The sequence below is a fragment of the Ferrovibrio sp. GW821-FHT12F09 genome (assembly GCF_058806775.1).
The window spans coordinates 252,601-279,122 of the sequence record NZ_JBXAPZ010000003.1 but is presented as its reverse complement, the minus strand read 5'-3'; the positions used below and the strand labels follow the sequence as shown (position 1 = coordinate 279,122).

General features: G+C 63.8%; 30 protein-coding genes and 1 tRNA gene. 15 read left to right on the top strand and 16 right to left on the bottom strand.

The features are described 5' to 3' along the window. The first annotated feature begins 94 nt into the window (after window positions 1-94). From AC1ROB_RS21655 to AC1ROB_RS21615, 9 genes are all read left to right on the top strand, one after another. On the top strand, window positions 95-901 hold the full coding sequence (locus AC1ROB_RS21655; protein ID WP_492972992.1) for an RMD1 family protein: 807 nt from the start codon (window positions 95-97) through the stop codon (window positions 899-901). A 16-nt stretch (window positions 902-917) separates the two neighbouring features. Next, the gene (gene speB / locus AC1ROB_RS21650) at window positions 918-1,811 is read left to right on the top strand and encodes an agmatinase (RefSeq protein ID WP_492972993.1); all 894 of its coding nucleotides are present in this window, start codon (window positions 918-920) and stop codon (window positions 1,809-1,811) included. Window positions 1,812-2,141: 330 nt separating this feature from the next. Beyond that, a complete protein-coding gene (locus AC1ROB_RS21645; RefSeq protein WP_492972994.1) occupies window positions 2,142-3,371 on the top strand; it encodes a type III PLP-dependent enzyme in 1,230 nt (409 codons plus the stop codon). Between the two features lie 121 nt (window positions 3,372-3,492). Continuing rightward, the gene (locus AC1ROB_RS21640; RefSeq protein WP_492972995.1) at window positions 3,493-4,902 is read left to right on the top strand and encodes a homospermidine synthase; all 1,410 of its coding nucleotides are present in this window, start codon (window positions 3,493-3,495) and stop codon (window positions 4,900-4,902) included. 87 nt (window positions 4,903-4,989) lie between these two features. Beyond that, complete coding sequence (gene mazG / locus AC1ROB_RS21635) at window positions 4,990-5,811, top strand: nucleoside triphosphate pyrophosphohydrolase (protein WP_492972996.1); 822 nt, start codon at window positions 4,990-4,992, stop codon at window positions 5,809-5,811. Between the two features lie 216 nt (window positions 5,812-6,027). After that, window positions 6,028-6,324 carry a CsbD family protein gene (locus AC1ROB_RS21630; protein ID WP_492972997.1) on the top strand — a complete coding sequence of 99 codons (297 nt, stop codon included), beginning with the start codon at window positions 6,028-6,030 and terminating at the stop codon, window positions 6,322-6,324. Between the two features lie 42 nt (window positions 6,325-6,366). Beyond that, a complete protein-coding gene (locus tag AC1ROB_RS21625; RefSeq protein WP_492972998.1) occupies window positions 6,367-6,648 on the top strand; it encodes a CsbD family protein in 282 nt (93 codons plus the stop codon). Window positions 6,649-6,659: 11 nt separating this feature from the next. Next, complete coding sequence (locus AC1ROB_RS21620) at window positions 6,660-6,968, top strand: hypothetical protein (protein WP_492972999.1); 309 nt, start codon at window positions 6,660-6,662, stop codon at window positions 6,966-6,968. A gap of 83 nt (window positions 6,969-7,051) precedes the next feature. Next, window positions 7,052-7,381, top strand: coding sequence for a hypothetical protein (locus AC1ROB_RS21615; protein WP_493031558.1), 330 nt, complete (start codon window positions 7,052-7,054; stop codon window positions 7,379-7,381). Window positions 7,382-7,384: 3 nt separating this feature from the next. On the opposite strand, the gene AC1ROB_RS21610 is transcribed toward AC1ROB_RS21615, so the two are convergent. From AC1ROB_RS21610 to ssb, 3 genes are all read right to left on the bottom strand, one after another. After that, complete coding sequence (locus AC1ROB_RS21610; RefSeq protein WP_492973001.1) at window positions 7,385-7,777, bottom strand: response regulator; 393 nt, start codon at window positions 7,775-7,777, stop codon at window positions 7,385-7,387. Beyond that, entirely contained in the window at window positions 7,774-9,900 is a 2,127-nt protein-coding gene (locus tag AC1ROB_RS21605) for an ATP-binding protein (RefSeq protein WP_492973002.1), read from the bottom strand. Before AC1ROB_RS21605 ends, AC1ROB_RS21610 begins: the two co-directional genes overlap by 4 nt. Window positions 9,901-10,100: 200 nt before the next feature. Continuing rightward, the gene (ssb, locus tag AC1ROB_RS21600) at window positions 10,101-10,610 is read right to left on the bottom strand and encodes a single-stranded DNA-binding protein (RefSeq protein WP_492973003.1); all 510 of its coding nucleotides are present in this window, start codon (window positions 10,608-10,610) and stop codon (window positions 10,101-10,103) included. A 112-nt stretch (window positions 10,611-10,722) separates the two neighbouring features. Between ssb and uvrA the strand changes: the two genes are divergently transcribed. The 4 genes from uvrA to trmFO are packed head-to-tail and all read left to right on the top strand — an operon-like array spanning window position 10,723 to window position 15,979. Beyond that, window positions 10,723-13,614, top strand: coding sequence for an excinuclease ABC subunit UvrA (gene uvrA / locus AC1ROB_RS21595; protein WP_492973004.1), 2,892 nt, complete (start codon window positions 10,723-10,725; stop codon window positions 13,612-13,614). A gap of 19 nt (window positions 13,615-13,633) precedes the next feature. Then, window positions 13,634-14,047, top strand: coding sequence for a GlcG/HbpS family heme-binding protein (locus AC1ROB_RS21590; RefSeq protein ID WP_492973005.1), 414 nt, complete (start codon window positions 13,634-13,636; stop codon window positions 14,045-14,047). 8 nt (window positions 14,048-14,055) lie between these two features. Further along, the gene (locus AC1ROB_RS21585) at window positions 14,056-14,637 is read left to right on the top strand and encodes a regulatory protein RecX (protein WP_492973007.1); all 582 of its coding nucleotides are present in this window, start codon (window positions 14,056-14,058) and stop codon (window positions 14,635-14,637) included. Continuing rightward, on the top strand, window positions 14,624-15,979 hold the full coding sequence (trmFO, locus tag AC1ROB_RS21580) for a methylenetetrahydrofolate--tRNA-(uracil(54)-C(5))-methyltransferase (FADH(2)-oxidizing) TrmFO (RefSeq protein ID WP_492973009.1): 1,356 nt from the start codon (window positions 14,624-14,626) through the stop codon (window positions 15,977-15,979). The genes AC1ROB_RS21585 and trmFO overlap by 14 nt, the downstream gene beginning before the upstream one ends. Here trmFO and AC1ROB_RS21575 read toward each other — a convergent pair. Continuing rightward, the gene (locus tag AC1ROB_RS21575) at window positions 15,976-16,803 is read right to left on the bottom strand and encodes a phytoene/squalene synthase family protein (protein ID WP_492973010.1); all 828 of its coding nucleotides are present in this window, start codon (window positions 16,801-16,803) and stop codon (window positions 15,976-15,978) included. The genes trmFO and AC1ROB_RS21575 overlap by 4 nt on opposite strands. A gap of 164 nt (window positions 16,804-16,967) precedes the next feature. On the opposite strand from AC1ROB_RS21575, the gene AC1ROB_RS21570 reads away from it, so the two are divergent. Then, on the top strand, window positions 16,968-17,546 hold the full coding sequence (locus AC1ROB_RS21570) for a urate hydroxylase PuuD (protein ID WP_492973011.1): 579 nt from the start codon (window positions 16,968-16,970) through the stop codon (window positions 17,544-17,546). A 78-nt stretch (window positions 17,547-17,624) separates the two neighbouring features. Here the strand turns inward: AC1ROB_RS21570 and AC1ROB_RS21565 are convergent, their stop codons facing one another. The 5 genes from AC1ROB_RS21565 to AC1ROB_RS21545 form a co-directional block, all read right to left on the bottom strand. After that, window positions 17,625-17,999, bottom strand: coding sequence for an Mth938-like domain-containing protein (locus AC1ROB_RS21565; RefSeq protein ID WP_492973012.1), 375 nt, complete (start codon window positions 17,997-17,999; stop codon window positions 17,625-17,627). Between the two features lie 24 nt (window positions 18,000-18,023). Further along, on the bottom strand, window positions 18,024-18,980 hold the full coding sequence (secF, locus tag AC1ROB_RS21560; RefSeq protein WP_492973013.1) for a protein translocase subunit SecF: 957 nt from the start codon (window positions 18,978-18,980) through the stop codon (window positions 18,024-18,026). A 13-nt stretch (window positions 18,981-18,993) separates the two neighbouring features. After that, window positions 18,994-20,598, bottom strand: coding sequence for a protein translocase subunit SecD (gene secD / locus AC1ROB_RS21555; RefSeq protein ID WP_492973014.1), 1,605 nt, complete (start codon window positions 20,596-20,598; stop codon window positions 18,994-18,996). A 124-nt stretch (window positions 20,599-20,722) separates the two neighbouring features. Further along, entirely contained in the window at window positions 20,723-21,073 is a 351-nt protein-coding gene (gene yajC / locus AC1ROB_RS21550) for a preprotein translocase subunit YajC (RefSeq protein ID WP_492973015.1), read from the bottom strand. Between the two features lie 160 nt (window positions 21,074-21,233). Then, a complete protein-coding gene (locus tag AC1ROB_RS21545; RefSeq protein WP_492973016.1) occupies window positions 21,234-21,656 on the bottom strand; it encodes a hypothetical protein in 423 nt (140 codons plus the stop codon). Window positions 21,657-21,849: 193 nt separating this feature from the next. On the opposite strand from AC1ROB_RS21545, the gene AC1ROB_RS21540 reads away from it, so the two are divergent. After that, entirely contained in the window at window positions 21,850-22,035 is a 186-nt protein-coding gene (locus tag AC1ROB_RS21540) for a hypothetical protein (protein WP_492973017.1), read from the top strand. 30 nt (window positions 22,036-22,065) lie between these two features. On the opposite strand, the gene AC1ROB_RS21535 is transcribed toward AC1ROB_RS21540, so the two are convergent. From AC1ROB_RS21535 to AC1ROB_RS21505, 7 genes are all read right to left on the bottom strand, one after another. Continuing rightward, window positions 22,066-22,142 (bottom strand) — tRNA-Pro (locus AC1ROB_RS21535). Window positions 22,143-22,542: 400 nt separating this feature from the next. Beyond that, window positions 22,543-23,043, bottom strand: a complete 501-nt coding sequence (locus AC1ROB_RS21530; protein ID WP_492973018.1) for a MerR family transcriptional regulator — start codon at window positions 23,041-23,043, stop codon at window positions 22,543-22,545. Between the two features lie 20 nt (window positions 23,044-23,063). Beyond that, a complete protein-coding gene (locus AC1ROB_RS21525) occupies window positions 23,064-23,393 on the bottom strand; it encodes an integration host factor subunit alpha (protein ID WP_492973019.1) in 330 nt (109 codons plus the stop codon). Window positions 23,394-23,526: 133 nt separating this feature from the next. Next, a complete protein-coding gene (locus tag AC1ROB_RS21520) occupies window positions 23,527-24,501 on the bottom strand; it encodes a beta-ketoacyl-ACP synthase III (RefSeq protein ID WP_492973285.1) in 975 nt (324 codons plus the stop codon). Then, window positions 24,498-25,574 (bottom strand): phosphate acyltransferase PlsX, encoded by a 1,077-nt coding sequence (gene plsX / locus AC1ROB_RS21515; RefSeq protein ID WP_492973020.1) that lies wholly within the window; start codon window positions 25,572-25,574, stop codon window positions 24,498-24,500. The genes AC1ROB_RS21520 and plsX overlap by 4 nt, the downstream gene beginning before the upstream one ends. 30 nt (window positions 25,575-25,604) lie before the next feature. Further along, entirely contained in the window at window positions 25,605-25,790 is a 186-nt protein-coding gene (gene rpmF, locus AC1ROB_RS21510) for a 50S ribosomal protein L32 (protein ID WP_492973021.1), read from the bottom strand. 104 nt (window positions 25,791-25,894) lie between these two features. Then, window positions 25,895-26,455: a YceD family protein gene (locus tag AC1ROB_RS21505; RefSeq protein WP_492973022.1), complete on the bottom strand. Its 561-nt coding sequence runs from the start codon at window positions 26,453-26,455 to the stop codon at window positions 25,895-25,897. Window positions 26,456-26,522: the final 67 nt, after the last annotated feature.

The following is a 26,522-nucleotide window of genomic DNA, read 5'->3' as shown; positions in this document are numbered from 1 at the left end:
ACGCTTGTCGCCCTCCTCTGTGCAGGCCATAAAGCACCTCCGACAGTGTCATATATAATGTCGGACACCCCACGATCCCAACCGGTCTGACGCCGTGACGAATACGCAAGCTACCCTTCCTGTCGCTCGGCGCCTCACCGTCCGTGCGCTGCTGCTCGGCGAACGCCTGGATACCTCAGGCCTCGAACGCTCAGACACCATTTCCACCAATCCGTTTGCCTTCCGGGTCGGTGAGACCGGCCTGGTCGCCTTCTTCCGATATGGCGCCGTGGTGACTGCCGGTCTGTCGCCGGTCGAAGAAGACGATCTTCTGCGCAAGATCGCCCCCCGGGTCAGCGGCGCTTTCCAGCCGGTCGAGGATGAGATCGCCATCATCGCCCTGTCTGTCGAGGCTGACGACACCATCCCGCCTGGCGGCGCCATCCAACTGCGCGAATTGACGCCGGAACGCTTCCTCATTATTGCCGATGCCATGGCCAAGAGCGTGGCGCTGGCCCATAACGAACGTCAGGTCAGCGTTGTGTTCGACGTGATCGACCCGCTGGCGCGCGCCATGGCGGGCAACGGCCGCGTGCCGGGCAACCGCAAACGCCTGCTGCGTCTAATCGGCGAATCCCTGCTGGTCGAACATCGCATGGCTGGCCGCGTTGCCGTCGAAGACAAGCCGGACGTGCTGTGGGACCGACCGGAACTGGAGCGCCTTTTCAACCGCCTGCAGGACGAGTATGAACTGACCGAGCGCGCGGCGGCCCTGGCCAACAAGCTTTCGGTGATCCAGGCCACCACCAGCGCCCTCACCGACCTGATCGACGCCCAGCGCAGTCTGCGTCTGGAAATGGCGATTGTGCTCTTGATCGTGTTCGAGATCGTACTCACTTTGGTACACTGGGCTTACGTCTGATGGAGTGCATGTCGGTATGAGTGGCCAGCCAACTTTTGCCGTCGCGGGTGGATTTCTCGGTGTGACCGGTGCGGCCGGCAAAGCCGGCATCACGATTGCCGGCATTCCCTTCGACATCGCCACCACCAACCGGCCGGGCGCGCGCTTTGGCCCGGAGGCGATTCGTCGTGCCAGCAAGATGCTGGTCGATGGCGATCACCCGACGTTGCGCCGTGATCTGGCCGCCGGCCTTGCCGATGCCGGCGATTTCGCCATCGCGCTTGGCGATGTGCCAGCCAGTCTGGCCCTGATCGAGCAGCAGGCGGGCCAGTTCGAACACCTGATCACGCTGGGCGGCGATCATTCCATCGCCCTGCCGCTGTTGCGCGCCCTCCGCAAACGACAGGGCGGCCCGGTCGGCCTTGTGCATTTCGACGCCCATGTCGACACCTGGCCCGACAGCTTCGGTCAGCCCTATGGCCATGGCTCGTGCTTTTACCACGCCATCAACGAAGGCCTTGTCGACCCGCGGCGCATGATCCAGATCGGCATCCGCTCGCCGGTGCAGAATGACGTGATGGACTGGACGCTGCAGCAGGGCGTCACCGTCGTCAGCGCCCAGGACGTGCATGAGCGCGGCGTCGAGGCTGTGGCGACGCAGATCCGCCAGGTAGCCGGCACTGCGGCAACCTACCTGACCTTCGACATCGACGCGCTCGATCCCGCCTTCGCGCCCGGCACCGGCACGCCGGAGATCGGCGGCCTGGCAACCTGGCAGGCGCAGGCACTGCTGCGCCGGCTGCACGGCGTGAACTTCGTTGGCATGGACATGGTCGAGGTCGCGCCTGCTTACGATCATGCCGAAGTGACGGCGCTGGCAGCGGCCACACTGGTCTACGAATACCTGGCGCTGGTCCGCCGAGAAATATGACATTTTTGCCGTAATCAAAATTACCTCTTGCATCGCGGCGCATTTGCTTTAATTGCATCACTCAAGACGCAGGTCGCACGTGCCCTCGGCCATTCCGGTCAAGCAACGACGCACGCGTCCTTTTCGGAGAGCCAGCCGCGTGGGCTGGCGCCTTGAAGGAGCTGACGATGTTGTTCAGGCACTTACGGAGCTTGGTTTAGCTCACGACCTGTCGGTCTCAGGTGATGACCCGCTTCACCAGCGGTGAGCCAGGCCGGCAGCATTCCACCAAAATTCGCTTTTAACCGCCGCTTTCGAGCGGCGCGTTTTGACGTCTTGGAGGATATGCGGATGACCGCGTCCCGTCTTCGTGTTGCCGTCTCTCCACTACGCCGCGATCCGTCGCGACGACGCTCTGTTGAAGCCCTGCCCTCGGTCGATGCCGTGGTCGCGAACCTGCGCCCGGAAGAGCCGCTGCACTGCCTGCGTCCGGCGGCGATCACCGCGGCGGCCCGCTCCTTCGTCGAGGCCTTCGACGGTCGCACGCTGTATGCCGTGAAATGCAACCCGGAACCGCGCGTGCTGTCGGCGTTGTGGCGCGGCGGCGTGACGGCCTTCGACTGCGCGTCCCCGGCCGAAGTCGCGCTGGTGCGCCAGGTGCTGCCCGACGCCACCATCCATTACATGCATCCGGTCAAGGCGCGTTCGGCCATCCGCTCGGCCTGGCAGCAGCATGGCGTACGCGATTTCGCCTTCGACAGCGAAGCCGAGCTGGAAAAGATTCTGGCCGGGATCGGCGCCACCGATGAGCTGGGCCTGATCCTCCGCATCGCCCTGCCGAAGGGCAAGGCGGCGCTCGACCTGTCGGGCAAGTTCGGTGTCACGGCCGACGAAGCGCCGGCCCTCCTGCGTCGCGCCCGGACCGTGGCGCGCCGTATCGGTGTGTCCTTCCATGTCGGCTCCCAGTGCAGCGATCCGGTGATGTGGTCGGCCGCCATCGCGCGCGCCGGCGCCATCGTCGCCGAAGCCGGCGTGAAGCTCGACATCCTGGATATCGGTGGCGGCTTCCCGGTCGCCTATCCGGGCACCGACCTGCCGCCGCTGGCCGCCTTCATGGCCGAGATCGATGCCGGTGTCGTCGCCCTGACCGAGAGTCTGGGCGACAACGCCCCGGACGAGATCTGGGCCGAACCCGGCCGCGCCCTCGTTGCCCAGGGCGCGTCGGTGGTGGTGCAGGTGCAGGCCCGCAAGGGCGATGCGCTCTACATCAACGACGGTGTCTACGGCAGCCTGGCCGATGCCGGCACCCTGGCCTGGCGGTTTCCGCTGCGGCTGCTGCGCAACAGCACGGCGCCGGTTCGGCCCTTCACGCTCTTCGGGCCGACCTGCGACAGCCTGGACCGCATGGATGGCGGTTTTTGCCTGCCGGACGATGTGGCCGAGGGCGACTGGATCGAAATCGGCCAGCTGGGTGCCTATGGTGCCACCCTGCGCACCGCCTTTAACGGTTTCGACCGCGGTCAGCTGGTCGAGGTGGCGGATCCGCCCCTGATGCAGACTCCGGGCTATGCCGTGGCCTGATGCCTGCCCCGGAGGTTAATCCTCCGGGGCGACCATCAAACTGTCACCGCCCTCTGGTAGCCGGGGACAGTATCGGGTAAGTCCTTCCCCAAATTCCGTCCCTTCCCAGGAGCAAACAAGAATGAAGCATGTGGCGTTTTCCGGCCGTCTGGTCATCCTCGGTTTCGGCAGCATCGGCCAGGGCGTCCTGCCCCTGATCCTGCGCCATATCGACATGCCGGCCGACCGGATCAGCATCGTGACAGCGGAAGAACGCGGCCATGACGTCGCCAACGAATACGGCATCCGGTTCGAGAAGATCGCCCTGACCCGCGACAACTACCGCCAGGTGCTGCAGCCCCTGCTGACCAAGGGCGACTACCTGCTGAACCTGTCGGTCGACGTGTCCTCCGTGGCGCTCATCGAGCTGGCACAGGAGCTGGGCGCGCTGTACCTCGATACCTGCATCGAGCCCTGGGCCGGCGGCTATACCGATCCGTCCAAGACCCCGTCGCAGCGTTCCAACTACGCGCTGCGTGATTCCGCTCGTACCCTGATCGAGAAGTACCGCGGTGGTCCGACCGCCGTGCTGACCCATGGCGCCAATCCGGGCCTGGTCTCGCATTTCGTCAAGGAAGCCCTGCTCAACATCGCCAGGGATACCGGCGTCAGCACGGCCGTGCCGAAGGATCGCGCCGGCTGGAGCGCGCTGGCGCAGACGCTCGGCGTCAAAGTGATCCATATCGCCGAGCGTGACACCCAGGTCGCTGCCAACCAGCCCAAGGAACGCGACGAATTCGTCAACACTTGGTCGATCGAGGGCTTTGTCGGCGAAGGCTGCCAGCCGGCCGAACTCGGCTGGGGCAGTCATGAGAAGCAGCTGCCGGAAGACGGCCGCCGCCACGATTTCGGCTGCGATGCGGCGATCTACCTGCTGCGGCCCGGCGCCGGCACCCGCGTGCGCACCTGGACTCCGCTGGAAGGTCCCTTCCACGGCTTCCTGGTCACGCATAACGAAGCCATCTCGATGGCTGACTACTACACCGTGAAGCAGGGCGACACGGTCGCCTATCGCCCCACCGTGCATTACGCCTATCATCCCAGCGACGATGCCGTGCTCTCGGTACACGAGATCGCCGGCAAGAACTGGGAAATGCAGTCGCGCAAGCGCCTGATGATGGACGAGATCACCAGCGGCATGGACGAGCTCGGCGTGCTGCTGATGGGCCACAAGAAGGGCGCCTACTGGTATGGCTCGCGCCTGACCATCGAGGAAACCCGCAAGCTGGTGCCGCACAACAACGCCACCTCGCTGCAGGTGACCGTCGCCGTGCTGGCCGGCCTGATCTGGGCCATCGAGAACCCGACAGCCGGCCTGGTCGAGGCCGACGAACTCGATCATGCCCGCATCATGGAGATCTGCCTGCCCTATCTGGGCGAGATGGCCGGGGCCTATACCGACTGGACACCTCTGCAGGACCGCGAGACCCTGTTCCCCGAGCCGGTGGACCGCGACGATCCCTGGCAGTTCCAGAATTTCCGCGTCGTCTGAGACGCAGGATTTCAGAGCGGGCCCGTCAGCAATGGCGGGCCCGTTTCGATTCCGGCAGGATGATGCGGTGATTCCCGTGAGGCCTGCATGACCGCATCCCCCGACCTTTCCAGCCTGGCCGAACTGCTGCGTATCATGGCGCAGCTGCGCAACCCCGAGGGCGGCTGCCCCTGGGACCTGGAGCAGACCTTCGCCACCATCGCGCCTTACACGATCGAGGAAGCCTACGAGGTCGAGGATGCCATCGCCCGCAACGACTTGCCCGGCCTGAAGGACGAACTGGGCGATCTGCTGCTGCAGGTGGTGTTCCATGCCCGCATGGCCGAGGAGGCCGGCCATTTCGCCTTCCCTGATGTCGCTGCCGGGATCAGCGAGAAGATGATCCGGCGCCACCCCCATGTCTTTGGCACCGTCGCCGCCGATCATGCCGAGGCGGTCAGCACCAACTGGGAAACCATCAAGGCGGCCGAGCGTGCCGCCAAGTCCGAAAGCGCCGTCGAGGCCGGCCTGTCGCCGGTGCTGGCCGGGGTCACCGCCGGGTTGCCGGCCCTGCTCCGCGCCGTGAAGCTGCAGAACCGTGCCGCTCGCGTCGGTTTCGACTGGCCGGACAAACGGCCTGTCATTGCCAAGATCAAGGAAGAACTTCAGGAGCTTGAAGACGAAATCGAAAGCGGTTCATCAGAAGCGATGGCCGAGGAATTCGGCGACTTCCTGTTCGTGGTGGCCAACCTGGCCCGCCATCTGAAGCTGGATCCGGAAGTCTGCCTGCGTGCCGCAAACCGGAAGTTTGAGCGTCGTTTCAGTCAGATGGAAGCTGTTCTGAACTCTGAAGGTAAGGAACTGGCCAAGAGTGATCTGGCCACCATGGATGCGGCCTGGAACCAGGTCAAAAAGCGCGAAAAAGCCTGATTTCATAATCACCGACCGGGGCAAACCCTGCCCTGAAATGGCCGCGCCAGCGGCCCGGCTTCGCCACACTCTTCTCCTATTTATTGCAGTGCAGCAGCAAGTCGAATCAAAGACTTATTGCTGCCTCTGGGCGATTTCCACGCCCCACAGCGGAACTTAAAGGCCGCTGTTCCGGTTTTAACCGTGTCATCTCACCCGCGTCAGGAGGATTACGCCATGCGCAAGATCGCCATCGCCGCCGTTTCTGCCCTCGCCCTGCTCGCCGCCGCGCCCCCGGCAGCCGTCTATGCCGCGTCCACCGCCGGCACCTGGGACCAGATCGAAGGCAACTGGAACCAGTTTGCCGGCAAGGCCAAGCAGCGCTGGGGCAAGCTGACGGAGAACGACATCACCGTGATCAACGGCAAACGCCAGGAGCTGGTCGGCAAGATCCAGGAACGCTACGGCCTCGCCAAGAAGGAAGCCGAGAAGCAGGTCAGCGAGTGGGAAAAGACCCAGGCCGTCCGCAAGTAGGCCGCCCCGCTCATCCCTGCCCTCCATTCTGAAAGGATTGCCATGACCGATACCGTCAAACGCGCCGAGGCCAACCTGAAGGCCGCCTTGCCTTCCTGGGATCGCATCGCCGGCAACTGGAAACAGTATGCCGGCAGGGCCCGGGAACGCTGGGGCGAGCTGACCGATGACGACATGGATGTCATCGCCGGCCAGCGCCAGCAGCTGGTCGGCAAACTTCAGGAGCGTTACGGCATCCTGACCGATCAGGCCGAGCGCCAGATCGCCGACTGGATGAACGACATCTCAAAGACCCAAACCAAACCGTCCCCCAGCAAGCACTAGGAGTATATGTCATGGTAGCTCGTACCCGTCGCCGCGCCGCGACCCCTGAAGGCGACCTCGCCGTCCTGCGCGATCAGGTTTCCGATATCGGCGGCCAGCTCGGCGCCCTGCTGGACCGCGCCAAGAAAGACGGCACGGCTTTGGCCGAGGCCGAAATCGTCGCCCTGCAGGGCCGTCTGCAGGAACTGACAAGCGATCTGAAGGATCGCGGCCGCGAGGCAATCGACAAGATCGAGGAGACCGTTCAGGAGCATCCGGCCGGCAGCCTGCTGGCCGCCTTCGCCGCCGGCGCGCTGATCGCCGTTCTGCTGCGCAAGTAATGGCCTCGCCTCTCGCAGCCCTGCTGCCTGGACTGCTGCTCAGCGGCGTTCAGGCAGCGGCGTCTAAGCGGCAACGACAGCGCATGGCTGTCGTTGCCGGCCTCGGCGTGATTGCCTGTGCCGCGCTGTTTGCCGCCTTCATCCTGTTCGGCTGGTCGCTGTTCTTGGTGTTCGGCCTGAAACTGTCGCCGCATCTGGCCGCTGCCGCGGCCGGTGCCACCCTGCTTGGCGTTATCGTCGCGCTGGGTATTCTGGCGGCACTGGCCTGGACCTACTGGCCGCGCCACAGCTTCACCGACGACATCGAGAAAATCCGCGCCGAGATCGAGCCGCTCGCCCGCAAGCATCCGCTCGCGGCTGTCGGCGTTGCCGCCGGCCTTGGCGTCCTGCTCAGTTCGATCCTGCGGAAATAACCGTTACCACGGCTTCATGCTGAACAGCGAGATCAGCTTCTGCTTGAGCTGGTTGGCCGAGAAGGGCTTGGCGATATAGGCATCGACCCGGCTCTCGCGCGCCGTGATGACGAATTCGGCGCTGGCATTGCTGGTCAGCATCAGGAAACGGGTGCGCACGCCGGTCTTGCGCACATGCTTGAGCAGATCCAGGCCGGTGATGTTCGGCATGTTCCAGTCCGAGACGATCAGATCGAAATGACCGCGTGTCTCGTTCAGCTTCTCGATGGCGGCCGATCCGTCATTGGCAGTCATCAGATGCTGCACGCCGAACTGCCGCAGCATCATCACGGTCAGACGCTGGGAATAGGCGTCGTCCTCGACCAGCAGCACCGACAAATCCTTGAACTCCGTCATGCTGCCGCCTCCTCGCGGATGAGGCTCAGCCAGACGCAGCCTTCGTTGATTTCACTCTGCATCGCATCGAGCAGGATCGCGGCCGCTGCAATGTCGCCGTTGCCGATAGCCAGCTCGGTGCGCAGCGCCACATGCTGCAGGCGCCGCAGCCCCAGACTCCCGGCCGCGCCGCGCAGGCTGTGGGCCACAATCGCAATCTTGGGCCAGGCCTCGGCCTCCCGTGCCGCTGCAATCGCGGTTTTCTGATTGCCGATCATGGCAAAGAAAGTGTCGATCAGCTCGACCAGACCGCCCTTGCCGAAGGTTTCGGTCAGCTGCTGATGGGCACCGGCATCCATGGCCACGCCCGAAAAGACCTCCACGTCATCGTCCGGTACCACGGCCAGAAGATCGTCGGCGTCATGCTCCAGCCCCAGCACGCGGCGCATGGCCAGATCCAGCGTATCGGGATTGATCGGCTTGCCGACGAAATCGTTCATGCCGGCTTCCAGGCAACTGCGGATACCCACCGCACTCATGGTCGAGGTGACCGCGATGATCTTCACGGCATTGCGCGGCGGCGGCAGGGCCCGGATTGCCCGTGTCGCCGCCAGCCCGTCCATCACCGGCATATGTATATCGCTCAGGATCAGGTCGAAATCCTCGGCAGCGGCGGCCGCCACCTCTGCTGCGCCATCGGAGACGAAGGTGATGCTGTGCCCCGCATGGGCGAGCAGGCCGCCGATGACCTTCTGGTTGATCGGATTGTCTTCGGCGATCAGGATGCGCAGGGCCGGCAGCGGCGGCCGCTCGACTGCTGCTTTCTCCTGCGGCTTCTCGCCGGCCGGCAACGGCAGGATGACCCAGAAGGTGCTGCCCTGCCCCGGCACGCTGTCCACGCCGATCTCACCGCCCATGGCCTGCACCAGGGTGCGGCAGATCGCCAGGCCGAGCCCGGTGCCGCCGAAGCGACGGGTGATCGAGGCATCGGCCTGTACGAAGCTGCCGAACAGTCTGGCAATGCCTTCCGGTGTGATGCCGATGCCGGTGTCGCGAATTTCGAACCGGATCATCGCCGGCTGTGCGCCGGCTGCCGGACTTTCGCAGCGGACTGAGATAGTGACGCTGCCACGCTCGGTGAATTTCACCGCATTGGACACCAGGTTCAGCAGCACCTGCCGCAGCCGGCCCGGATCGCCACGCAAATAGCGCGGCAGATCGGGAGCGATATCCTGCCGGAGAGCGATGCCCTTCTCATCGGCGCGTACGCTCTGCAGCGCCACCGCGGCCGCAATCTGTGCCGGCAGGTCGAAATCGATGGTCTCAAGCTCGATGCGCCCGGCTTCCAGTTTCGAAAAATCCAGGATGTCGTTCAGGATGGCCAGCAGGGCTTCGCCCGACTGCAGGCTGGTATTGACCAGGTCGCGCTGCTCGTCATCCAGCCGCGTCTTCAGCAGCAGCCGCGTCAGGCCCAGCACCCCGTTCATCGGCGTGCGGATTTCATGGCTCATCATCGCCAGAAATTCCGATTTGGCCTTTGCCGCTGCCTCGGCCTCGGCCTTGGCCGCCTGCAGCGCCAGCTTGGCCTTGATGCGGGCCGTCAGGGAGGCGATGGCCGAGCGCAGCATCAGCAGCACGGCAAACACCAGGCAAAGGAAATACAGCAGCATCTGTTCGTGCGGCGTGACGTTGAAGGCCGGCACCAGATCGAGCAGATGGCACAGCAGCAGCACGACATAATTCAGCGTCGCCATCGCCGCCACCCAGGCGATCACCCGGCCATTGTTGGTCAGCATGGTCAGCGCCAGGCCCAGCACGCTGAACAGGGCGAAGCTGGAGGTCAGTCCGCCGGTCCCCAGCGTCAGCACCGTATTGCCCAGACCGCCGTTCAGCGCCATGAAGCCAATAGCGAGTGCGATATTGCCGGTGAAGCGGATCAGCAGCGCGCCGATCAAAGGCCCGCCGATCATCGACAGGAAGCCGGCCACCTCCCAGGCATTGAGGCTGGAGCGGATGGCGACATAGGGCGGGATCAGCAGCAGCGCGACGCAGACCGACAGGGTCAGTTGCAGGATGCTGCGATAGCGGTGCAGCTTGCGCGGATCGCCGCTGCGCAGCACGGCCGGCGGCACAAAGAAATCCACGGAGCGGGCAAAACCGCGCAACAGGGCGGACTGAGACAGGCGCGCCTCCCCCGGCAGCGTTGGTGTCTATGACACCGACGCTATCAAAGCCGCTGGCGCGAAGCCACCGGTTTACAACCGAAGAGTGCAGTCCGGTTCGAATTCAGGCACAAAAAAGCGCGGCCCTGGGGCCGCGCTTTCCGGTTTCGATGCGGATCGGATCAGAACGGGATTTCGTCGTCCATGTCATCGCGACGGGCCGGGGAGCCGCCACTGGACTTGCCGCCGCCGAATCCACCGCCAGAGGAACCGCCGCCGCCACTGCCGTAATCATCGCCGCCGCTGCCGAATCCGCCGCCCCCACCGCCACCGCCGCCTTCACGGCCGTCCAGCATGGTCAGTTCGCCGCGGAAACGCTGCAGCACCACCTCGGTGGTGAACTTCTCGGCACCGTCCTTATCGGTCCACTTGCGGGTCTGCAGGGAGCCCTCGATATAGAGCTTGGAACCCTTTTTCAGATAGGATTTGGCCACTTTCACGAGGTTTTCGTTGAAAATCACCACCCGGTGCCATTCGGTGCGCTCCTTGCGCTCACCCGAAGCCTTGTCTTTCCAGGTTTCCGAGGTCGCCACCGACAGCTGGGCGATCTCTTCGCCCGACTGCATGCTACGGATTTCAGGGTCGCGACCTAGATTACCGACCAGGATCACTTTGTTGACGCTGCCAGCCATTGTTTAACCCCTATCCGTTCTTGAACTGATCCTATAATATAACAGGCGGGTATAGTGAACAACTGTCCCGTAAAGCGCAATAATCGGCACCCCCAGAGACCGGCGTAAATCCATGCAGAAGTTCATTTCCGTCCGCGGCGCCCGCGAGCACAATCTGAAGAATGTCGATGTCGACATCCCCCGTGACAAGCTGGTCGTGCTGACCGGCCTGTCCGGTTCGGGCAAGTCGTCGCTCGCCTTCGACACGATCTATGCCGAAGGCCAGAGGCGCTATGTCGAATCCCTTTCGGCCTATGCGCGCCAGTTCCTGGAGCTGATGCAGAAGCCCGATGTAGATCACATCGACGGCCTCAGCCCCGCGATCTCCATCGAGCAGAAAACCACCTCGAAAAACCCGCGCTCGACCGTCGGCACCGTTACCGAAATCTACGACTATCTGCGCCTGCTCTATGCCCGTATCGGCGTGCCCTACTCGCCCGCCACCGGCCTGCCGATCGAGAGCCAGACCGTGAGCCAGATGGTGGACCGCGTGCTGGCGATGCCGGAAGGCACCCGCCTGCTGCTGCTGGCCCCCATCGTACGCGACCGCAAGGGCGAGTATCGCAAGGAATTGCAGGACCTGCAGAAGCGCGGCTTCCAGCGCGTCAAGGTCGACGGCAAGCTGTTCGAGATCGGCGAAGTGCCGGCGCTCAACAAGAAGCTGAAGCACGATATCGAAGTGGTGGTCGACCGTGTTGTTGTCCGCAGCGACATCAAGACCCGCCTGGCGGATTCCATCGAGACGGCGCTGAATCTCGCCGACGGCATCGCCTTCGCCGAGAATGCCGACAAGGACGAGCGCACGATCTTTTCGGCCAAGTTCGCCTGCCCGGTATCCGGTTTCACCATCGAAGAGATCGAGCCGCGGCTGTTTTCGTTCAATAGTCCCCATGGCGCCTGCCCCACCTGCGACGGCCTCGGCTCGAAGATGTATTTCGACGCCGCCATGGTGGTGCCGGAGGAAAGCATATCGCTGCGTGAAGGTGCGATCGTGCCGTGGTCGCGCGCCGCCACGCCCTCGCCCTACTACCTGCAGACCCTGGAAGGTCTGGCGAAATTCTACAAATTCTCGCTGAACACCAAATGGAAGGAGCTGCCGGTCAAGATCCGCAACGCCATCCTGCAGGGTTCGGGCGACGATATCGTGCCGATCTCCTACGACGACGGCATGCGCACCTATACGGTGAAGCGGCCGTTCGAAGGCGTTCTGCCCAATCTCGAACGTCGCTGGCGCGAGACTGAGTCCGACATGATCCGCGAGGAACTGTCGCGCTACCAGTCCGCCACCTCCTGCGAGACCTGCAACGGCTACCGCCTCAAGCCGGAAGCCCTGGCGGTCAAGGTCGGCGGCATGAATATCGGCCAGGTCTGCGAATACTCGATCCTCGATGCGCGCCAGTGGTTTCTCGACCTGACCAAAAAGCTGAAGCCCAAGGAAAAGGATATCGCCGCGCGCATCCTCAAGGAAATCAACGACCGCCTTGGCTTCCTGGTCAATGTCGGCCTCGATTACCTGTCGATGGCCCGTTCATCAGGTACGCTGTCGGGCGGCGAAAGCCAGCGTATCCGTCTGGCCTCGCAGATCGGCTCTGGCCTGACCGGCGTGCTCTACGTGCTGGACGAGCCCTCCATCGGCCTGCATCAGCGCGACAACGCCAAGCTGCTGGAGACGCTGGTCCATCTGCGCGATATCGGCAATTCGGTGCTGGTGGTCGAACATGACGAGGAAGCGATCCGCCAGGCGGATTATGTCATCGACATGGGCCCGGCAGCCGGCGTGCATGGCGGCGAAATCATCGCCCAGGGCACGCCCGACGATATCATGCGGTCGAAGAAATCCGTCACCGGCCAGTATCTGACCGGTGCGAAATCGGTCGCCATCCCGAAGCAGCGCCGCAAGCGCGTCGCCAACAAGCAGATCAAGGTGATCGGGGCGAAAGCCAACAACCTGCAGAATATCTCGGTCGACTTTCCGCTCGGCATCTTCACCTGCGTCACCGGCGTATCCGGCGGCGGCAAGTCGACGCTGACCATCGAGACGCTGTTCAAGGCAATCTCGCGCAAGCTCAACAACAGTCGCGAGATTCCGGGTTCGCATGAGCGGATCGAGGGTCTGGAATGGCTCGACAAGATCGTCGATATCGACCAGTCGCCCATCGGCCGCACGCCGCGCTCCAATCCCGCCACCTATACCGGCGCCTTCGGCCCGATCCGCGACTGGTTCGCCGGCCTGCCGGAAGCCAAGACACGTGGCTATGCGCCTGGCCGCTTCTCGTTCAACGTCAAGGGCGGCCGCTGCGAAGCCTGCCAGGGCGACGGCCTGATCAAGATCGAGATGCACTTCCTGCCCGACGTCTACGTGCAATGCGACGTCTGTAAAGGCAGGCGCTACAACCGCGAGACGCTGGAAATCCACTATCGCGACAAGTCGATTGCCGATGTGCTCGACATGACGGTGGAAGACGGCGCCGCCTTCTTCAAGGCCGTGCCGACCATCCGCGACAAACTGGAGACGCTGGAAAAGGTCGGCCTCGGCTATATCAAGATCGGCCAGTCGGCCACCACGCTGTCGGGCGGCGAGGCGCAGCGCGTCAAGCTGGCCAAGGAACTGTCCAAGCGCGCCACCGGCCGCACGCTCTACATCCTCGACGAACCGACCACCGGCCTGCATTTCGAGGATGTGCGCAAGCTGCTCGAAGTGCTGCACACGCTGGTCGATTCCGGCAACACCATGATCGTGATCGAGCACAATCTCGAAGTGATCAAGACCGCCGACTGGATCGTCGATATGGGCCCCGAAGGCGGCAGCGGCGGTGGCCGCGTGGTCGCCCAGGGCGCACCGGAAGACGTGGCCAAGGTCAAGGACAGCTATACAGGCCAGTATCTGAAAGAGTATCTGAAACCGGCGGCGCAGCGTTCGGCTGCGCCGGCCTCGAAAAAAGTCGGCCGCGCCGCGGCGGAATAAAACAAGGAAGCACCTGTCGATGATTACCCGCAAGGCCCTCACCCTGTCCGACGTCCAGGCCATTGCCGCCGGCGCCGAAGCCGAAGCCGTGAAGAACAACTGGAAGGTCAGCATCGCCATTGCCGATGACGGCGGCCATCTGCTGCATTTCCAGCGTCTCGACGGCGCGCCGACCCAGTCGACCTATATCAGCCAGGGCAAGGCCAAGGCGGCCGCCTATGCGCGCAAGCCGACCAAGGGCCTGGAAGAGGTGATCGGCAACGGCCGCACCGCCTTCCTGACCGCGGCCGCTGTCAGCGACATGGTGCTGCTGGAAGGCGGCGAACCGATCATCGTGGACGGCATCTGCATCGGCGCCGTCGGCGTGTCGGGCGTGAAGTCCAGCGAGGATTCCCAGATCGCGCTGGCCGGCATCGCCAAACTGGTGGCCTGAGGCCATCCGTGCCGCCGCGTCCGCGCAAGGTCCCGAAAAAGATCACGCCGGACTATCTGGAAAAGGCCGCCCTGTTCTATCTCGAACGCTACAGCAGTTCGGCGGAGAATCTCCGCCGGGTGCTGGACCGCAAGGTGCGGCGCTCGATTGCCGAACATGGCGCGCCGACAGCCGAAGAGGCGGTGCAATGGATCGTAGCCCTGCTGGCCAAGCTGCAGCGGCTCAACCTGCTGGACGACCGCAAATATGCCGAAGGCCGGGTGCGGCGGCTCTATGCCGAGGGCAAGTCGCTTGGCCGCATCAAGCAGACGCTGGCCGTCAAAGGCGTGGCGCAGGACGATGTGGCTGCCGCTTTCGAGCGCCTGCAGGATGAAGCGGATGCACCGGTCTCCGACCTGCCGGCGGCCGCCGCCTTCGCCCGCAAACGCAAGTTGGGGCCATATCGGATGGACGCCGAAGAACGCCGGACCATGAAGCAGAAGGATCTCGGCGCGCTGGCGCGTCGCGGCTTCAGCCAGGCCATTGCCATGAAGATACTGAGCGCCGGCAGCGTCGCCGCGCTCGAGGAGATGTTGCATGACGCAGATTAAGCCCATCCACATCATCGGCGGCGGGCTCGCCGGCTCGGAAGCCGCCTGGCAGGTTTCGCGCCTGGGCGTGCCGGTGGTGCTGCACGAGATGCGGCCGATCCGCAAGACCGATGCCCATCACACCGACAACCTGGCCGAGCTGGTCTGCTCAAATTCCTTCCGCTCCGACGATGTGGAAGGCAATGCCGTCGGGCTGCTGCATGAAGAACTGCGGCGTTGCAATTCGCTGATCATGCGGGCCGCTGAAGTGGCGAAAGTGCCGGCCGGTGGCGCCCTCGCCGTCGACCGCGATGTCTTTTCCGGCGAGGTGCACAAGGCCATCGAAGCCGAGCCGCTGATCACGCTGGAACGCGGCGAGATCGCCGGCCTGCCGCCGGCGGACTGGGACAGCGTGATCGTCGCCACCGGGCCGCTCACCTCGCCCGCTTTGGCTGAAGCCGTGGGCCAGCTCACCGGCCTGCAGAGCCTGGCCTTCTTCGATGCCATCGCGCCGATCATCCACAAAGACAGCATCGACATGGACAAGGCGTGGTTCCAGTCGCGCTACGACAAGGTGGGACCGGCCGGAGACGGCGCCGATTACATCAACTGCCCCTTCGAGAAACCCAACTACCTCGAATTCCATGCGGCGCTGCTCGCTGCGGAAAAGACAGAGTTTAAAGAGTGGGAAAAGAACACGCCCTATTTCGAGGGCTGTCTGCCGATCGAGGTGATGGCCGAGCGCGGCCCGCGCACGCTGACCTTCGGTCCGATGAAGCCGGTCGGCCTGACCGATCCGAAAACCGGCCGCAAACCCTATGCGGTCGTGCAGCTGCGCCAGGACAACAAGCTCGGCACGCTCTACAACATGGTCGGCTTCCAGACCAAGATGAAGCATGGCGAGCAGACCCGCATCTTCCGCATGATCCCGGGGCTGGAGAATGCGCAATTCGCCCGGCTCGGCGGCATCCACCGCAACACCTTCCTCAACTCGCCCAAGCTGCTCGACACGCAGCTGCGCCTGAAGGCGATGCCGCGGCTGCGTTTCGCCGGCCAGGTCACCGGCGTAGAGGGCTATGTCGAAAGCACAGCTATAGGCCTGATCGCCGGCCGCATGGCGGCAAGCCAGCGCCTGGGCAGCGAACAGACGCCGCCGCCGCCGACCACGGCGCTCGGCGCGCTGCACAGCCACATCACCGGTGGCGCCGATGCCAAGCACTTCCAGCCGATGAATGTGAATTTCGGCCTGTTCCCGCCGGTCGGCGAGGACGTGCATAAAAGCGAACGCAAGAAAGTCCTGAGCCGTCGCGCGCTGGCCGATCTCGGGACCTGGCTTGGCGGCGCCGCGGCCGCTGCCGCCTAGATCCGGCCGCGCAACGAGGCCCAGAGCAGTGCCATCTGTTTGCGCAGCGGCGTAACACGCGCCTCGGCCATCATCGGATCGTAGCCGCACTGTTCCAGCGCCTTCAGATGCAGGCCGGCCAGTTTTGCCGGCAGCAGCGCCGGCAAAGCCTGGCGCGATGACGTTCCCTGCCTTGCGGCAGCCAGCAGTCGTTTGGCCTCACCCGCGATCTCGGCGAGCACGGCCGGCAGCTTGGCGCTCACATCGGTCTGGATCACCGCATCGGGCGAAATACCATGGGCGCCGAGCAGACTGGCCGGCAGCAGGATGCGGCGCTGCGCGATCAGATGCGGTGTCGCGCGCAGGATGCCGGTCAGCGCATAGGCCGTGGCCGCCGGCTGCAGGATGCTGTCATCTATCGTTGCGCCGAGCTGCTGTGCCGCCAGCCGCATCAACGGCACCGAGGTCGCGGCCGCATAGTCCAGCAGCGCCGCCATGTCGGCGAGCGGCGCTTCGTCCATGTCGCGTTCGCGCCCGTCGATCAGCGCCAGCGCCTGTTCCATATCCAAACCACGGCAATGGGCATGCAGCGCCAGTACAACGGGATGTTGCCGCGGCGTGCCGGCGCGGATACCCTCCCAGGCCTCGCGCCACCATTGCAGGCGGATCTGGCCGATCATGGGTTGGGTGACGGTTTCGCGGGCCCGGGCGATCTCGCTGTTGAACGCGTAGAGCGCGAACAGGCCTGCCCGCCGGGCATCCGGTGCGAACAGCGCACTCAGCCAGCGGTCAGGGTCCAGCCGGCGCAACTCGCGGGCGCAATGGTCATCAGGCGATTCGGTCATTCCGGACTAGCGGTTTTGTGATAACTTCAGCGCAGCGAATCAGGGCTGTTGCGCGCAGACATGGGTAATCGATTCGTTCCTTCCCTCGCCCTCGTCCCCGAGGGCCCCGGCTGCGGACCAGCATAACCAGCAACGCCTGAACAAGAACAATAAGGACCCGCATCATGGCAAAGATTCTGGAAAACCTCTACAAGGCGCTCGGCGCCGGCGTCGTCCTGGCGCTGGTGCTGTTCTTCCTTGTCCACCGCAGCTTCGATGCTGCCTTCGTCAGCTTCTTCTTCCGCTGGCTGCATGTCCTCTCGGGCATCCTGTGGATCGGCCTGCTGTGGTACTTCAACTTCGTGCAGATCCCCACCATGCCGAAGATCCCGGCCGAGCTGAAGCCCGCCGTGGGCAAGTTCATCGCCCCCGAGGCGCTGTTCTGGTTCCGCTGGGCGGCGCTCGCCACGGTCATCACCGGCCTGATCCTGGCCTTCCTGAACGGCTACGGCCATCAGGCGCTGGCCCTGCAGGAAGGCAGCCGCACCATCGGTATCGGCATGTGGCTCGGCCTGTTCATGGCCGCCAATGTCTGGTTCGTCATCTGGCCGAACCAGAAGAAGGCGCTGGGCATCGTGCCGACCGACGATGCGTCGAAGGCCAAGGCGGCCCGCATGGCCATGCTGGGCTCGCGCACCAACTTCATGCTGTCGATCCCGATGCTGTACTGCATGGTCGCGCAGCAGAATGGCGGCGCCTGGTAAGGCGACAGCCTTTCAAAACGAACGAGGGCGGCCTTTGCGGGCCGCCCTTTTTCTTTGCCTGCGTGAACCGACTGCCGGTCAGACCGGGATCAGCGCCGCCGCCACCCGGCGGCTCTCGCCCATGAGAAGATTGTAGGTGCGGCAGGCGGCGCCGGTGTCCAGCGTCTCGATCACCGGGCCACGCTTGCGCACCTCGGCGCGCAGCGCCTTGTCGATGAAGACCATGTCCGGACCGCAGCCGAGCAGCAGGATTTCCACCTCGCCGGCGATAGCAAAGACCGGTTCCAGCGAAGCCAGTGTCATCTCTTTGATATCGATGATTCCCCAGGCCAGCGTCTGGGTCGGGAACACCAGCACGGATTCCGTCCAGTGTTTGCCGGAGATGCGGAAGCCGCCATCGCCATAGGCATTGATGACCTGGCGGTCGCCGGGAATGCGCGGCAGCAGGTCCATGACGCCGCTCGCTCCGCGCGCCCCTTACGGCCGCTGCGCGGCGGCCTTGGCTTCGGCCTGCTCGGCCGGCTGGCCGCGACGCAGGCGGTTCTCGCCCAGGAACAGCAGGATCGGTGCGGCGATGAAGATCGAGGACGAGGTCGCCAGCACGATGCCGAACAGCAGCACCAGCGCGAATTCGCGCACCGCCTCGCCGCCGAACAGGGCCAGCGGGATGGTCGAGAGGAACACGGTCAGCGAGGTGTTGACCGTGCGGTTCAGCGTCTCGTTGATGCTCTTGTCGATCAGTTCGCGTAGCGGCAGCGACTTGTACTTGCGCAGGTTCTCGCGCACGCGGTCATAGACCACCACCTTGTCGTTGACCGAGAATCCCATCACGGTCAGCACGGCCGCAATGGCCACCAGATTGAACTGGATGTCGGTCACCACGTAGAAGCCGATGGTCTTGGTGACGTCGAGCACCAGGGTGGCGATGGCGCCGATGCCGAACTGCCATTCAAAGCGGAACCAGATGTAGATCAGCATGGCGACCAGCGCCAAGCCCATGGCCAGCATGCCATCGCGGAACAGGCCTTCCGACACGGATGCGCCCACCGCTTCCACGCGGCGGATTTCGGTGCCCGGATAGGCCTGCGTCAGCGCAACGCGCACCTTGTCGGCGGCTTGCTGCGCGGCTGAGTCTTCCGTGCCCTGGCGCTCCAGACGGATCAGCACATCATTCGGCCCGCCGAACTGCTGCAACGCCGAATGGCCGAGATTCAGGTTGCCGATCAGGCCGCGCAGCGCCGGGAAATCGGCCGGCTGCTGCAGGCGGGCCTCGATCACGATGCCGCCCTTGAAGTCGATGCCGTAATTCAGGCCCGGATAGAAGAACAGGACGACCGAGATCACCGACAGGAAGGCCGAAACGGCCAGTCCGATGACGCGGCCCTTCATGAAGGGATAGGCGGTGTTGTCCGGGATCAGACGAAGCTTGTACATAACGGTCGCCTCCTTACACCGGCAGCAGCGTCGGACGACGCTGGCGCAGCCAGGTCACCATCATCAGGCGAACGAGGACGGTGGCAGTGAACATCGAGGTGAGAATGCCGATCGAGATGGTGACGGCAAAGCCCTTCACCGTGCCGGAGCCCAGCGAATAGAGCAGCGCCATCTTGATCAGCGTGGTGACGTTGGCATCGAAGATGGTGCTGAAGGCGCGGCTGAATCCGGCCGACATCGCCGCCATCGGCGACTTGCCCATTTTCACTTCTTCGCGGATGCGCTCGTTGATCAGCACGTTGGCGTCGACCGACATGCCTAGCGTCAGCAGCAGGCCGGCGATGCCGGGCAGCGTCAGGGTCGCCTGCAGCAGCGACATGGCGGCCAGCGTCATCACCAGGTTGACCAGCAGCGCCACATCGGCGAACAGGCCGAACAGGCCATAGGCCAGCACCATGTAGACCACGACCAGCGCGGCAGCGACGGCAATCGAGATCAGGCCGGCACGGATCGAATCCTCGCCCAGGTCGGGACCGACAGTGCGTTCCTCCACCACTTTCAGCGGCGCCGGCAGGGCGCCGGCACGCAGCAGCACGGAAAGATCGTTGGCTTCGGCCACGGTGAAGTTGCCGCTGATCTGGCCTGAGCCGCCCAGGATCGGCTCGCGGATCACCGGCGCGCTCAGCACCTTGTTGTCGAGCACAATGGCAAAGGGCTGGCCCACGGATTGCTGGGTGATCTCGGCAAAGCGCTTGCCGCCGGTGGTATCGAAGCGGAAGGAGACGATGGGCTGGCCGCCGCGCTGGTCGTAGCCCGGCTGGGCATCCACCAGATTATCGCCGGCAACCTCAACCTTGCGCTTCACGACATAGCGTTCGCCGCGGCCCTTGTCGCCTTCCAGGATTTCCGAGCCCGGCGGCGCCGGCGCATTCGGATCGGCATTGGTGTCCACCATGCGGAAGGTCAGCTTCGCGGTGGTGCCGACCAGCGTCTTGATGCGCTGCGGATCACCCACGCCGGGCAGCTGGACCAGGATGCGGCTGTCGCCCTGACGCTGGATGGTGGGTTCCGACACGCCGGTCTGGTCGATACGGCGGCGGACGATTTCAATGGATTGTGTCACGGCGTTACGGGCGCGCTCGACCAGCGCGGCTTCCGACAGCGTCATGCGGATCTGGCCGTCCGGCGTGGCCGATACCTGCAGATCGGTCTGCGTGGCGCCGAAGCCGAGGCCGGCGGTGCTCTGCACGGGATTGCCCAGCTTGGTCAGCAGCTGGCGCGCCTGCTCGGTCTGGGCCGGATCGCGCAGACGCACAGCCACGCTGTTGCTGCCGGAAACACCCAGCGAGGTATAGCCGATACGTGCGGTGCGCAGCTCGTTACGCGCGCCTTCCACCACGGCTTCCAGGCGCTCGCGCAGCACCACGCTGGTATCCACTTCCAGCAGCAGATGCGCGCCGCCGCGCAGATCGAGGCCGAGGCTGATCTGGCGCTTGGGCAGCCAGTTGGGCCAGCTTGCCACGGTTGCGGCCGAGAAGAAGCTCGGGATGCTCAGGATCACGCTGGCCAGGCAGGCCAGGGCGATCAGCGCAATCTTCCAGGGCGCGAAATACATCATGGTCGTTACACCGTCAGAGGCTGCCCGACGAAGCGGGGCAAGCGGTCGTGTCGTTCGGAAATGGCGTGTCGTTCAAGAACGAACGGCGCCGAAACCATCGGCGCCGTTCGCAGTCATTGAAAAATCAGCCGGCCTTGGCTTCGGTCTTCTCTTCGGCGTCGGTGTCGCCGCCCTTGGAGCGGACTTCGCCGATGGTGCCCTTGATGACCTTGACCTTGACGCCTTCGGCGATCTCGATCTGGACCAGGCCGTCTTCCTGAACCTTGATCACCTTGCCGACGATCCCGCCGGCCGTGGTGACCACGTCGCCGCGACGCACGGCCTCAATCATCGCCTTGTGGTCTTTCATCTTCTTCTGCTGCGGACGGATCAGCAGGAAGTAGAAGACAACGAAAATCAGGACCAGCGGCAGCAGCGAGGTCAGCATGTCGGTGGTGCCACCGGCCGCCTGCGCATAGGCCTCGGAAATCAGCATGAAAGGCTCCCTGTCGTATCTGTATCGTGTATGTGCAGCCAGGCGGCAAACCTGCCGCCAGCGAGAGACGCGGACTATAGCCGGGGATGCTTCAAATGCAAGTATCGCGCCCTGTTTCCGCGTGGCTCAGGGCCGCAAAAAAGCAAGGCGGATCAAGCCTCTAATGCCGCACGCTGTGCAGCCAGTCCAGCGCCGTCTGGCGATCGGGAAACATGCAGTGACGCGAGTTCGGGAACATGGCGCTCACTGCCTTCACCACCAGGGCGAAGATCGGATCGCCGCTCACATAGGCGACGCGCGACGGCTCCCTGTTGCCGCGCCCCCAGTCGGCCAGCTTGCTGACCGCCTTGATTGCCGCCCAGTTGATATTGCCGCGAAATGCCGAGACATCCACCAGGGTGGGCATCGAGGTGGTGATCCAGCCACGCGCGAAGCCTTCCTGCATGCCGAGATAGATCTGCTCGCCATCCGGTGCGCCCACCAGATCGATCATCAGCATGCCATCCGTGGCACGCAGGGCGACAAAGTCGCCCCGCTCGCCGAGGTGAATGGATGCGTCCTGCACCGTTGTCTGCTGTTCCACCGTCATCCCCATGACTGCCCGAGACCAGTGGAACTTGGTTATGGTTAATTTTTGACTGACGCATAGGTGGTGGCACGGTTGTATTCCACCGCCTCCGGTATTTTACCTGTGAAACGGCTGTGGCCTTGTGGCATCCGCGAGACATCCCGCAGTGCAGCGGAACGCCCACCCGTCCCGCCCGGTTAGGCTGGTCATGCAATCCCATCCGTACAGAGAGGGCATCGCCATGGTCAGCACCGTTTCTGAGCGCAGGACCGAAAACCGCCATTCTGACCGCCGCACCCGGGATGAAGCCTGGTGGCGCGACGAAGTCGGCATCCTGGTCGAACACGAGGTCTGGCACCTGCCCCGGCTCGCCGAAGAGCAGTTGCAGGCCTGACGGATTCGGTTTTTCAGAGATGGAAAGAAATGGTCGGACTGGCGGGATTTGAACCCACGACCCCTTGTCCCCCAGACAAGTGCGCTACCAGACTGCGCTACAGTCCGACCGGGCTTTGCTGCGCGGCCGGGTAAGCAGGCGGCGCGGCGAAGCGGCGCGCACTATAGCCACCGCCCCATGCAGGCGCAACTGCGCCAACCCCTTGGGAATCCAGTGAGGGAACGCGCTGTAATTCCGCAGGACATCTTGATTTGCAGATCGCTGTTCCCATTTCATTCGCAGCCGTTTTTGCTGTCGAACATCGTGAATCCGTCTGCCATTCCTGCATCGGGACAGAATGGGACTCAATTGGCCTTCAACTGGACGGACTTGGCCCGAACTGGCTCTGAACTGGACGCAATTGGCTCCGCATCGGATCGAATTGGTCCCGAACAGGACTCAATCGGACCGGCTTTATCTATGACTGGCCCACTAAACTATTGAAATGTATTGGGTTGAATCGCGCTTTCAGCGATTCTGGCGCGCCACGATATCGGCGTGGATCGATTCCAGCTCTTTCAGGCAGGTTTTCAGCGCCTGTTTCATGCTGCCCATATCGTTGAGCAGGTCGAAGGGCATGCCGATCTGGCGCGTATCGGCGACCTTCCTGGGCGGCGCTTCGGTCGCTGGTGTTGCTTTCTTCTCGCCCAGCATCTTCTCGTTCTGGGCCCGCGCCCGCACCGCCTTGGCCAGGCCGCCCTCGCGCAGCAGCTTCTGCACACCCTTGATGGTGTAGCCCTGGTCGTGCAGCAGGGTGCGGATTTCGCTTAAGAGCGCGATATCCTCAACGCGGTAGTAACGGCGGCCGCCATTGCGCTTCACCGGGCGGATCTGGTGGAATTTCTTCTCCCAGAAGCGCAGCACATGTTGCGGCAGGCCCAGCGTCTCGGCCACTTCGCCGATCGTGCGGAAAGCGGACCCCGTCTTGCTCCTGGCGGTCTTGTCCTGGGATTCAGGCTGGTCGGCCATGGCTCACGGCACAGGTGTAATCAGGCGCTGGTCTTGGCCTGCTGCGAGGCGGCATGCATGCCGGCGTTGATCTTTTCCTTCAGCACATGGCTGGCGCGAAACACCAGCACCTTGCGCGGATCGATCGGCACTTCCTGGCCGGTCTTGGGGTTGCGGCCCATGCGGCCGCCCTTGGAGCGGACCTGGAAGGTGCCGAAGGACGAGATCTTGACCATATGGTCGGCGATCAGGCTGTCGATAATCTCGTTCAGCACCGTTTCGACCAGCTGGGCCGACTCACTGCGAGACAGACCCACCTCCTGGTAGATCGCTTCGCTGAGTTGCGCCCGGGTCAGGGTATTATCGCTCATCGCCAACGCCCCTAATTATTAAATTTTATAGCAGGCACGCTAACTTAAGCCCAAGCAGGCGTCAACAAGACCTTGGCCGAAGAGCCGTGTCGAATCGGGGCCTTGGGCCGGGTATTGCTACTTTGAAATGAAATTACCAGCGGACCAGGGCGCTGCCCCAGGTGAAACCGCCGCCCATGGCCTCCAGCAGCAGCACATCGCCGCGCTTGATACGGCCGTCATGGGCGGCTTCAGCCAGGGCCAGCGGCACCGAGGCGGCCGAGGTGTTGCCATGGCGGTCGACCGTCAGCACCACCTTGTCGGTGCTCAGGCCGAGCTTGCGGGCGGTGCCGTCAATGATCCGTTTGTTGGCCTGGTGCGGCACCAGCCAGTCGATCTGCTCGGTCTTCATGTCGACGGCGGCGAGCGTTTCCTTCACCACATCGGCGAGATTGACCACCGCATGGCGGAACACTTCCTTGCCCAGCATGCGCAGATGGCCGGTGGTCTGGGTGCTGGACGGGCCGCCATCGACATAGAGCAGGTCATGATGGCGACCGTCGGAATGCAGATGCGTGGTCAGCACGCCGCGATCTTCGTTGGTGCCGGCAGACTCTTCCGCTTTCAGCACCAGCGCGCCGGCGCCATCGGCGAACAGCACGCAGGTGGTGCGGTCGGTCCAGTCGATGATGCGCGAAAAGGTTTCAGCCCCGATGACGACAGCGGTTTTGACCTGCCCGGCCTTGATGAAGTTGTCGGCGGTGGCGAGCGCATAGATGAAACCCGAGCAGACCGCCTGCACGTCGAAGGCAAAGCCCTTCGTCATGCCAAGCGCGGCCTGGACACGGCATGCCGTCGCCGGGAAGGTTTCGTCTGGCGTCGCGGTGGCCAGTACGATCAGGTCAACATCCTGCGCCGTGAGGCCGGCATGCTTCAGCGCAGCCTCGGCCGCCTTCAGGGCGAGGTCGGAGGTCTTCTCGCCCTCGGCGGCGATATGGCGCTGTTTGATTCCGGTGCGCTCGACGATCCACTCATCCGTGGTGTCGACCATCTTGGCAAGATCGGCATTGGTCAATATCCGCTCCGGCAGGTAACTGCCAACTCCCGCCACGACAGAGCGAATCATTATATCCCCGCACTCGCCACTTGTTGTTCGTTCTGGGCGGTCTGCGCCGCCAGCGATTCCGCAAAGGCGCCTGAGAAGTCTGCCTTGATGCGATCGATCAGGCGATCCTGCGCCATATCGATGGCAACTTCCAGTGCCGCCGCGAAACCGACATCATCGGTACCGCCGTGGCTTTTGACCGCGATGCCGTTCAGACCGAGCAGCACGCCGCCGTTGTAAAAGCGTGGATCCATGCGGTCGCGCAGCATGGCAAGGCCTGACCGCGCCAGCAGATACCCCAGCTTGGTCAGAAGCGAGCGCTGGAACGCCGCGCGCAGCAGCGTGGCCATCAGCTTTGCGGTGCCTTCTGCGGTCTTGAGCGCGATATTGCCGGTGAAACCGTCGGTGACGATCACATCGGTCTCGCCTTTGGTGATGTCGTCGCCCTCGACGAAGCCAACGAATTCGAACGGCGGATTGGCGACATTGCGCAGCAGCTCGGCGGCGCCGCGCACTTCGTCGTGGCCCTTCAGCTCTTCGACGCCGACATTGAGCAGGCCCACGCGCGGGCGATGCCGGCCAAGTGCTGAGTGTGCAAGGTTGGCGCCCATGACAGCGAACTGCACCAGGTTGCGCGCATCACATTCCACATTGGCGCCGAGGTCGAGCACAACGGTCTCGCCCTTCATGGTCGGCAGGAAGGAGGCAATCGCAGGCCGTTCGATACCGGGCAACATGCGCAGCACGAACTTCGCCATCGCCATCAGCGCACCGGTATTGCCGGCCGATACGATGGCTTGGGCTTCACCACTTGCCACCGTGTCGATGGCAAGACGCATGCTGGTGTTGCGGCCACGGCGCAGGGCCTGGCTCGGCTTGTCTTCGCTGCCCACCTTCTCGGCGGTATGGCGTAGCTCGCAACGGTCCTTCAGCGCCGGAAATTGGCGCAGCAGAGGTTCTATCCGTGCGGCATCGCCGAACAGAAGGAACTTGACCTGCGGAAATCGCGGCAGAATGGCTGCGGCGCCCTTGATGACCATATCGGGGGCATGATCTCCCCCCATGGCATCGAGCGCGATGGTAAAGGCCGCGGTCACACCGTTGCCCTTAACCGTTCAGCATCAGATTCAGGCAGCGGCCGTCTTGGCCACCACTTCACGGCCATCGTAATGGCCGCAAGCGCCGCAGACGTGATGGGGGCGCTTCAGCTCGCCGCAATTCGAGCACTCCATATGAGTGGTCGGGGCAAGCGCGTGATGCGAACGACCCATGTCGCGCTTCGACTTGGACTTCTTCTTCTTCGGAACAGCCATGATACAGTCTCTCTCAGTAATGCCTGGGCGGCGGTCGCGATCCGCCTGCCCCAAAATCCCCGCCTATATACTCTCGGCGCGCCCGGGGACCAAGCTCTTTCGCCTCAATCCTTTTTCAGCTTTGCCAGGACGGCGAAGGGGCTGACTTTCGCCCCGACATCCGCATCCGGCTTGTACCCTGCCGGCAGATCCGCATCCGATTTACGCGGATAGGGATCCAGTGACAGGGCCAGTTCCTCGGCCACCACCTCGCCAATATCGACCTGACCATCCGTGATCGGATCGGCCGGATCTTCGGCATCGGGGTCCAGCAGCTCCGCTTCGTCATCGGCCAGCGCCGCTGCCGGCTTCAGACTGACCGCCGGAGCGAACAGCCGCTGAAAAGCCTCGCTGATTTGCTGCCGAACCGGCTCCAGCGAGGCGATGCAGGTCTGCTCCACCTCGGCGTCCAGCCGTCCCTTCAGCCGGTAGTGACCCTGCAGTCCCGGCTCGGGCAAAACCCGGAGCTCGGCCTTCAAGGCCAGTACCGCCGGAATCTGCATCCGCTGGGCCAGAGCCCGGCAGGCTGCTTCGTCAGCTTCGAGCCTGACCGGCAGGCCCTGCGGACCTACCCGATCGAGGTCGACGATATGGCTGAATTCCTTGCCAATCCCGTCTTTCGACACGGCAAACCCTCTTCCGACCGGCCCGATTCATGCCCGGCCATCAAGGCGGCGGACCATAAGAGCAAGC

What these genes read in the sequence shown, in the direction of transcription:
- AC1ROB_RS21575 (WP_492973010.1), bottom strand. Translation starts at nt 16,803, where the DNA reads ATGACCGAATCGCCTGATGACCATTGCGCCCGCGAGTTGCGCCGGCTG.
- AC1ROB_RS21640 (WP_492972995.1), top strand. Translation starts at nt 3,493, where the DNA reads ATGAAGCATGTGGCGTTTTCCGGCCGTCTGGTCATCCTCGGTTTCGGC.
- AC1ROB_RS21570 (WP_492973011.1), top strand. Translation starts at nt 16,968, where the DNA reads ATGGCAAAGATTCTGGAAAACCTCTACAAGGCGCTCGGCGCCGGCGTC.
- AC1ROB_RS21530 (WP_492973018.1), bottom strand. Translation starts at nt 23,043, where the DNA reads ATGGCCGACCAGCCTGAATCCCAGGACAAGACCGCCAGGAGCAAGACG.
- yajC (WP_492973015.1), bottom strand. Translation starts at nt 21,073, where the DNA reads ATGCTGATTTCCGAGGCCTATGCGCAGGCGGCCGGTGGCACCACCGAC.
- uvrA (WP_492973004.1), top strand. Translation starts at nt 10,723, where the DNA reads ATGCAGAAGTTCATTTCCGTCCGCGGCGCCCGCGAGCACAATCTGAAG.
- AC1ROB_RS21565 (WP_492973012.1), bottom strand. Translation starts at nt 17,999, where the DNA reads ATGGACCTGCTGCCGCGCATTCCCGGCGACCGCCAGGTCATCAATGCC.
- mazG (WP_492972996.1), top strand. Translation starts at nt 4,990, where the DNA reads ATGACCGCATCCCCCGACCTTTCCAGCCTGGCCGAACTGCTGCGTATC.
- trmFO (WP_492973009.1), top strand. Translation starts at nt 14,624, where the DNA reads ATGACGCAGATTAAGCCCATCCACATCATCGGCGGCGGGCTCGCCGGC.
- secD (WP_492973014.1), bottom strand. Translation starts at nt 20,598, where the DNA reads ATGATGTATTTCGCGCCCTGGAAGATTGCGCTGATCGCCCTGGCCTGC.
- AC1ROB_RS21615 (WP_493031558.1), top strand. Translation starts at nt 7,052, where the DNA reads ATGGCTGTCGTTGCCGGCCTCGGCGTGATTGCCTGTGCCGCGCTGTTT.
- AC1ROB_RS21625 (WP_492972998.1), top strand. Translation starts at nt 6,367, where the DNA reads ATGACCGATACCGTCAAACGCGCCGAGGCCAACCTGAAGGCCGCCTTG.
- AC1ROB_RS21540 (WP_492973017.1), top strand. Translation starts at nt 21,850, where the DNA reads ATGCAATCCCATCCGTACAGAGAGGGCATCGCCATGGTCAGCACCGTT.
- AC1ROB_RS21645 (WP_492972994.1), top strand. Translation starts at nt 2,142, where the DNA reads ATGACCGCGTCCCGTCTTCGTGTTGCCGTCTCTCCACTACGCCGCGAT.
- AC1ROB_RS21590 (WP_492973005.1), top strand. Translation starts at nt 13,634, where the DNA reads ATGATTACCCGCAAGGCCCTCACCCTGTCCGACGTCCAGGCCATTGCC.
- AC1ROB_RS21620 (WP_492972999.1), top strand. Translation starts at nt 6,660, where the DNA reads ATGGTAGCTCGTACCCGTCGCCGCGCCGCGACCCCTGAAGGCGACCTC.
- AC1ROB_RS21610 (WP_492973001.1), bottom strand. Translation starts at nt 7,777, where the DNA reads ATGACGGAGTTCAAGGATTTGTCGGTGCTGCTGGTCGAGGACGACGCC.
- ssb (WP_492973003.1), bottom strand. Translation starts at nt 10,610, where the DNA reads ATGGCTGGCAGCGTCAACAAAGTGATCCTGGTCGGTAATCTAGGTCGC.
- AC1ROB_RS21525 (WP_492973019.1), bottom strand. Translation starts at nt 23,393, where the DNA reads ATGAGCGATAATACCCTGACCCGGGCGCAACTCAGCGAAGCGATCTAC.
- rpmF (WP_492973021.1), bottom strand. Translation starts at nt 25,790, where the DNA reads ATGGCTGTTCCGAAGAAGAAGAAGTCCAAGTCGAAGCGCGACATGGGT.
- secF (WP_492973013.1), bottom strand. Translation starts at nt 18,980, where the DNA reads ATGTACAAGCTTCGTCTGATCCCGGACAACACCGCCTATCCCTTCATG.
- AC1ROB_RS21630 (WP_492972997.1), top strand. Translation starts at nt 6,028, where the DNA reads ATGCGCAAGATCGCCATCGCCGCCGTTTCTGCCCTCGCCCTGCTCGCC.
- speB (WP_492972993.1), top strand. Translation starts at nt 918, where the DNA reads ATGAGTGGCCAGCCAACTTTTGCCGTCGCGGGTGGATTTCTCGGTGTG.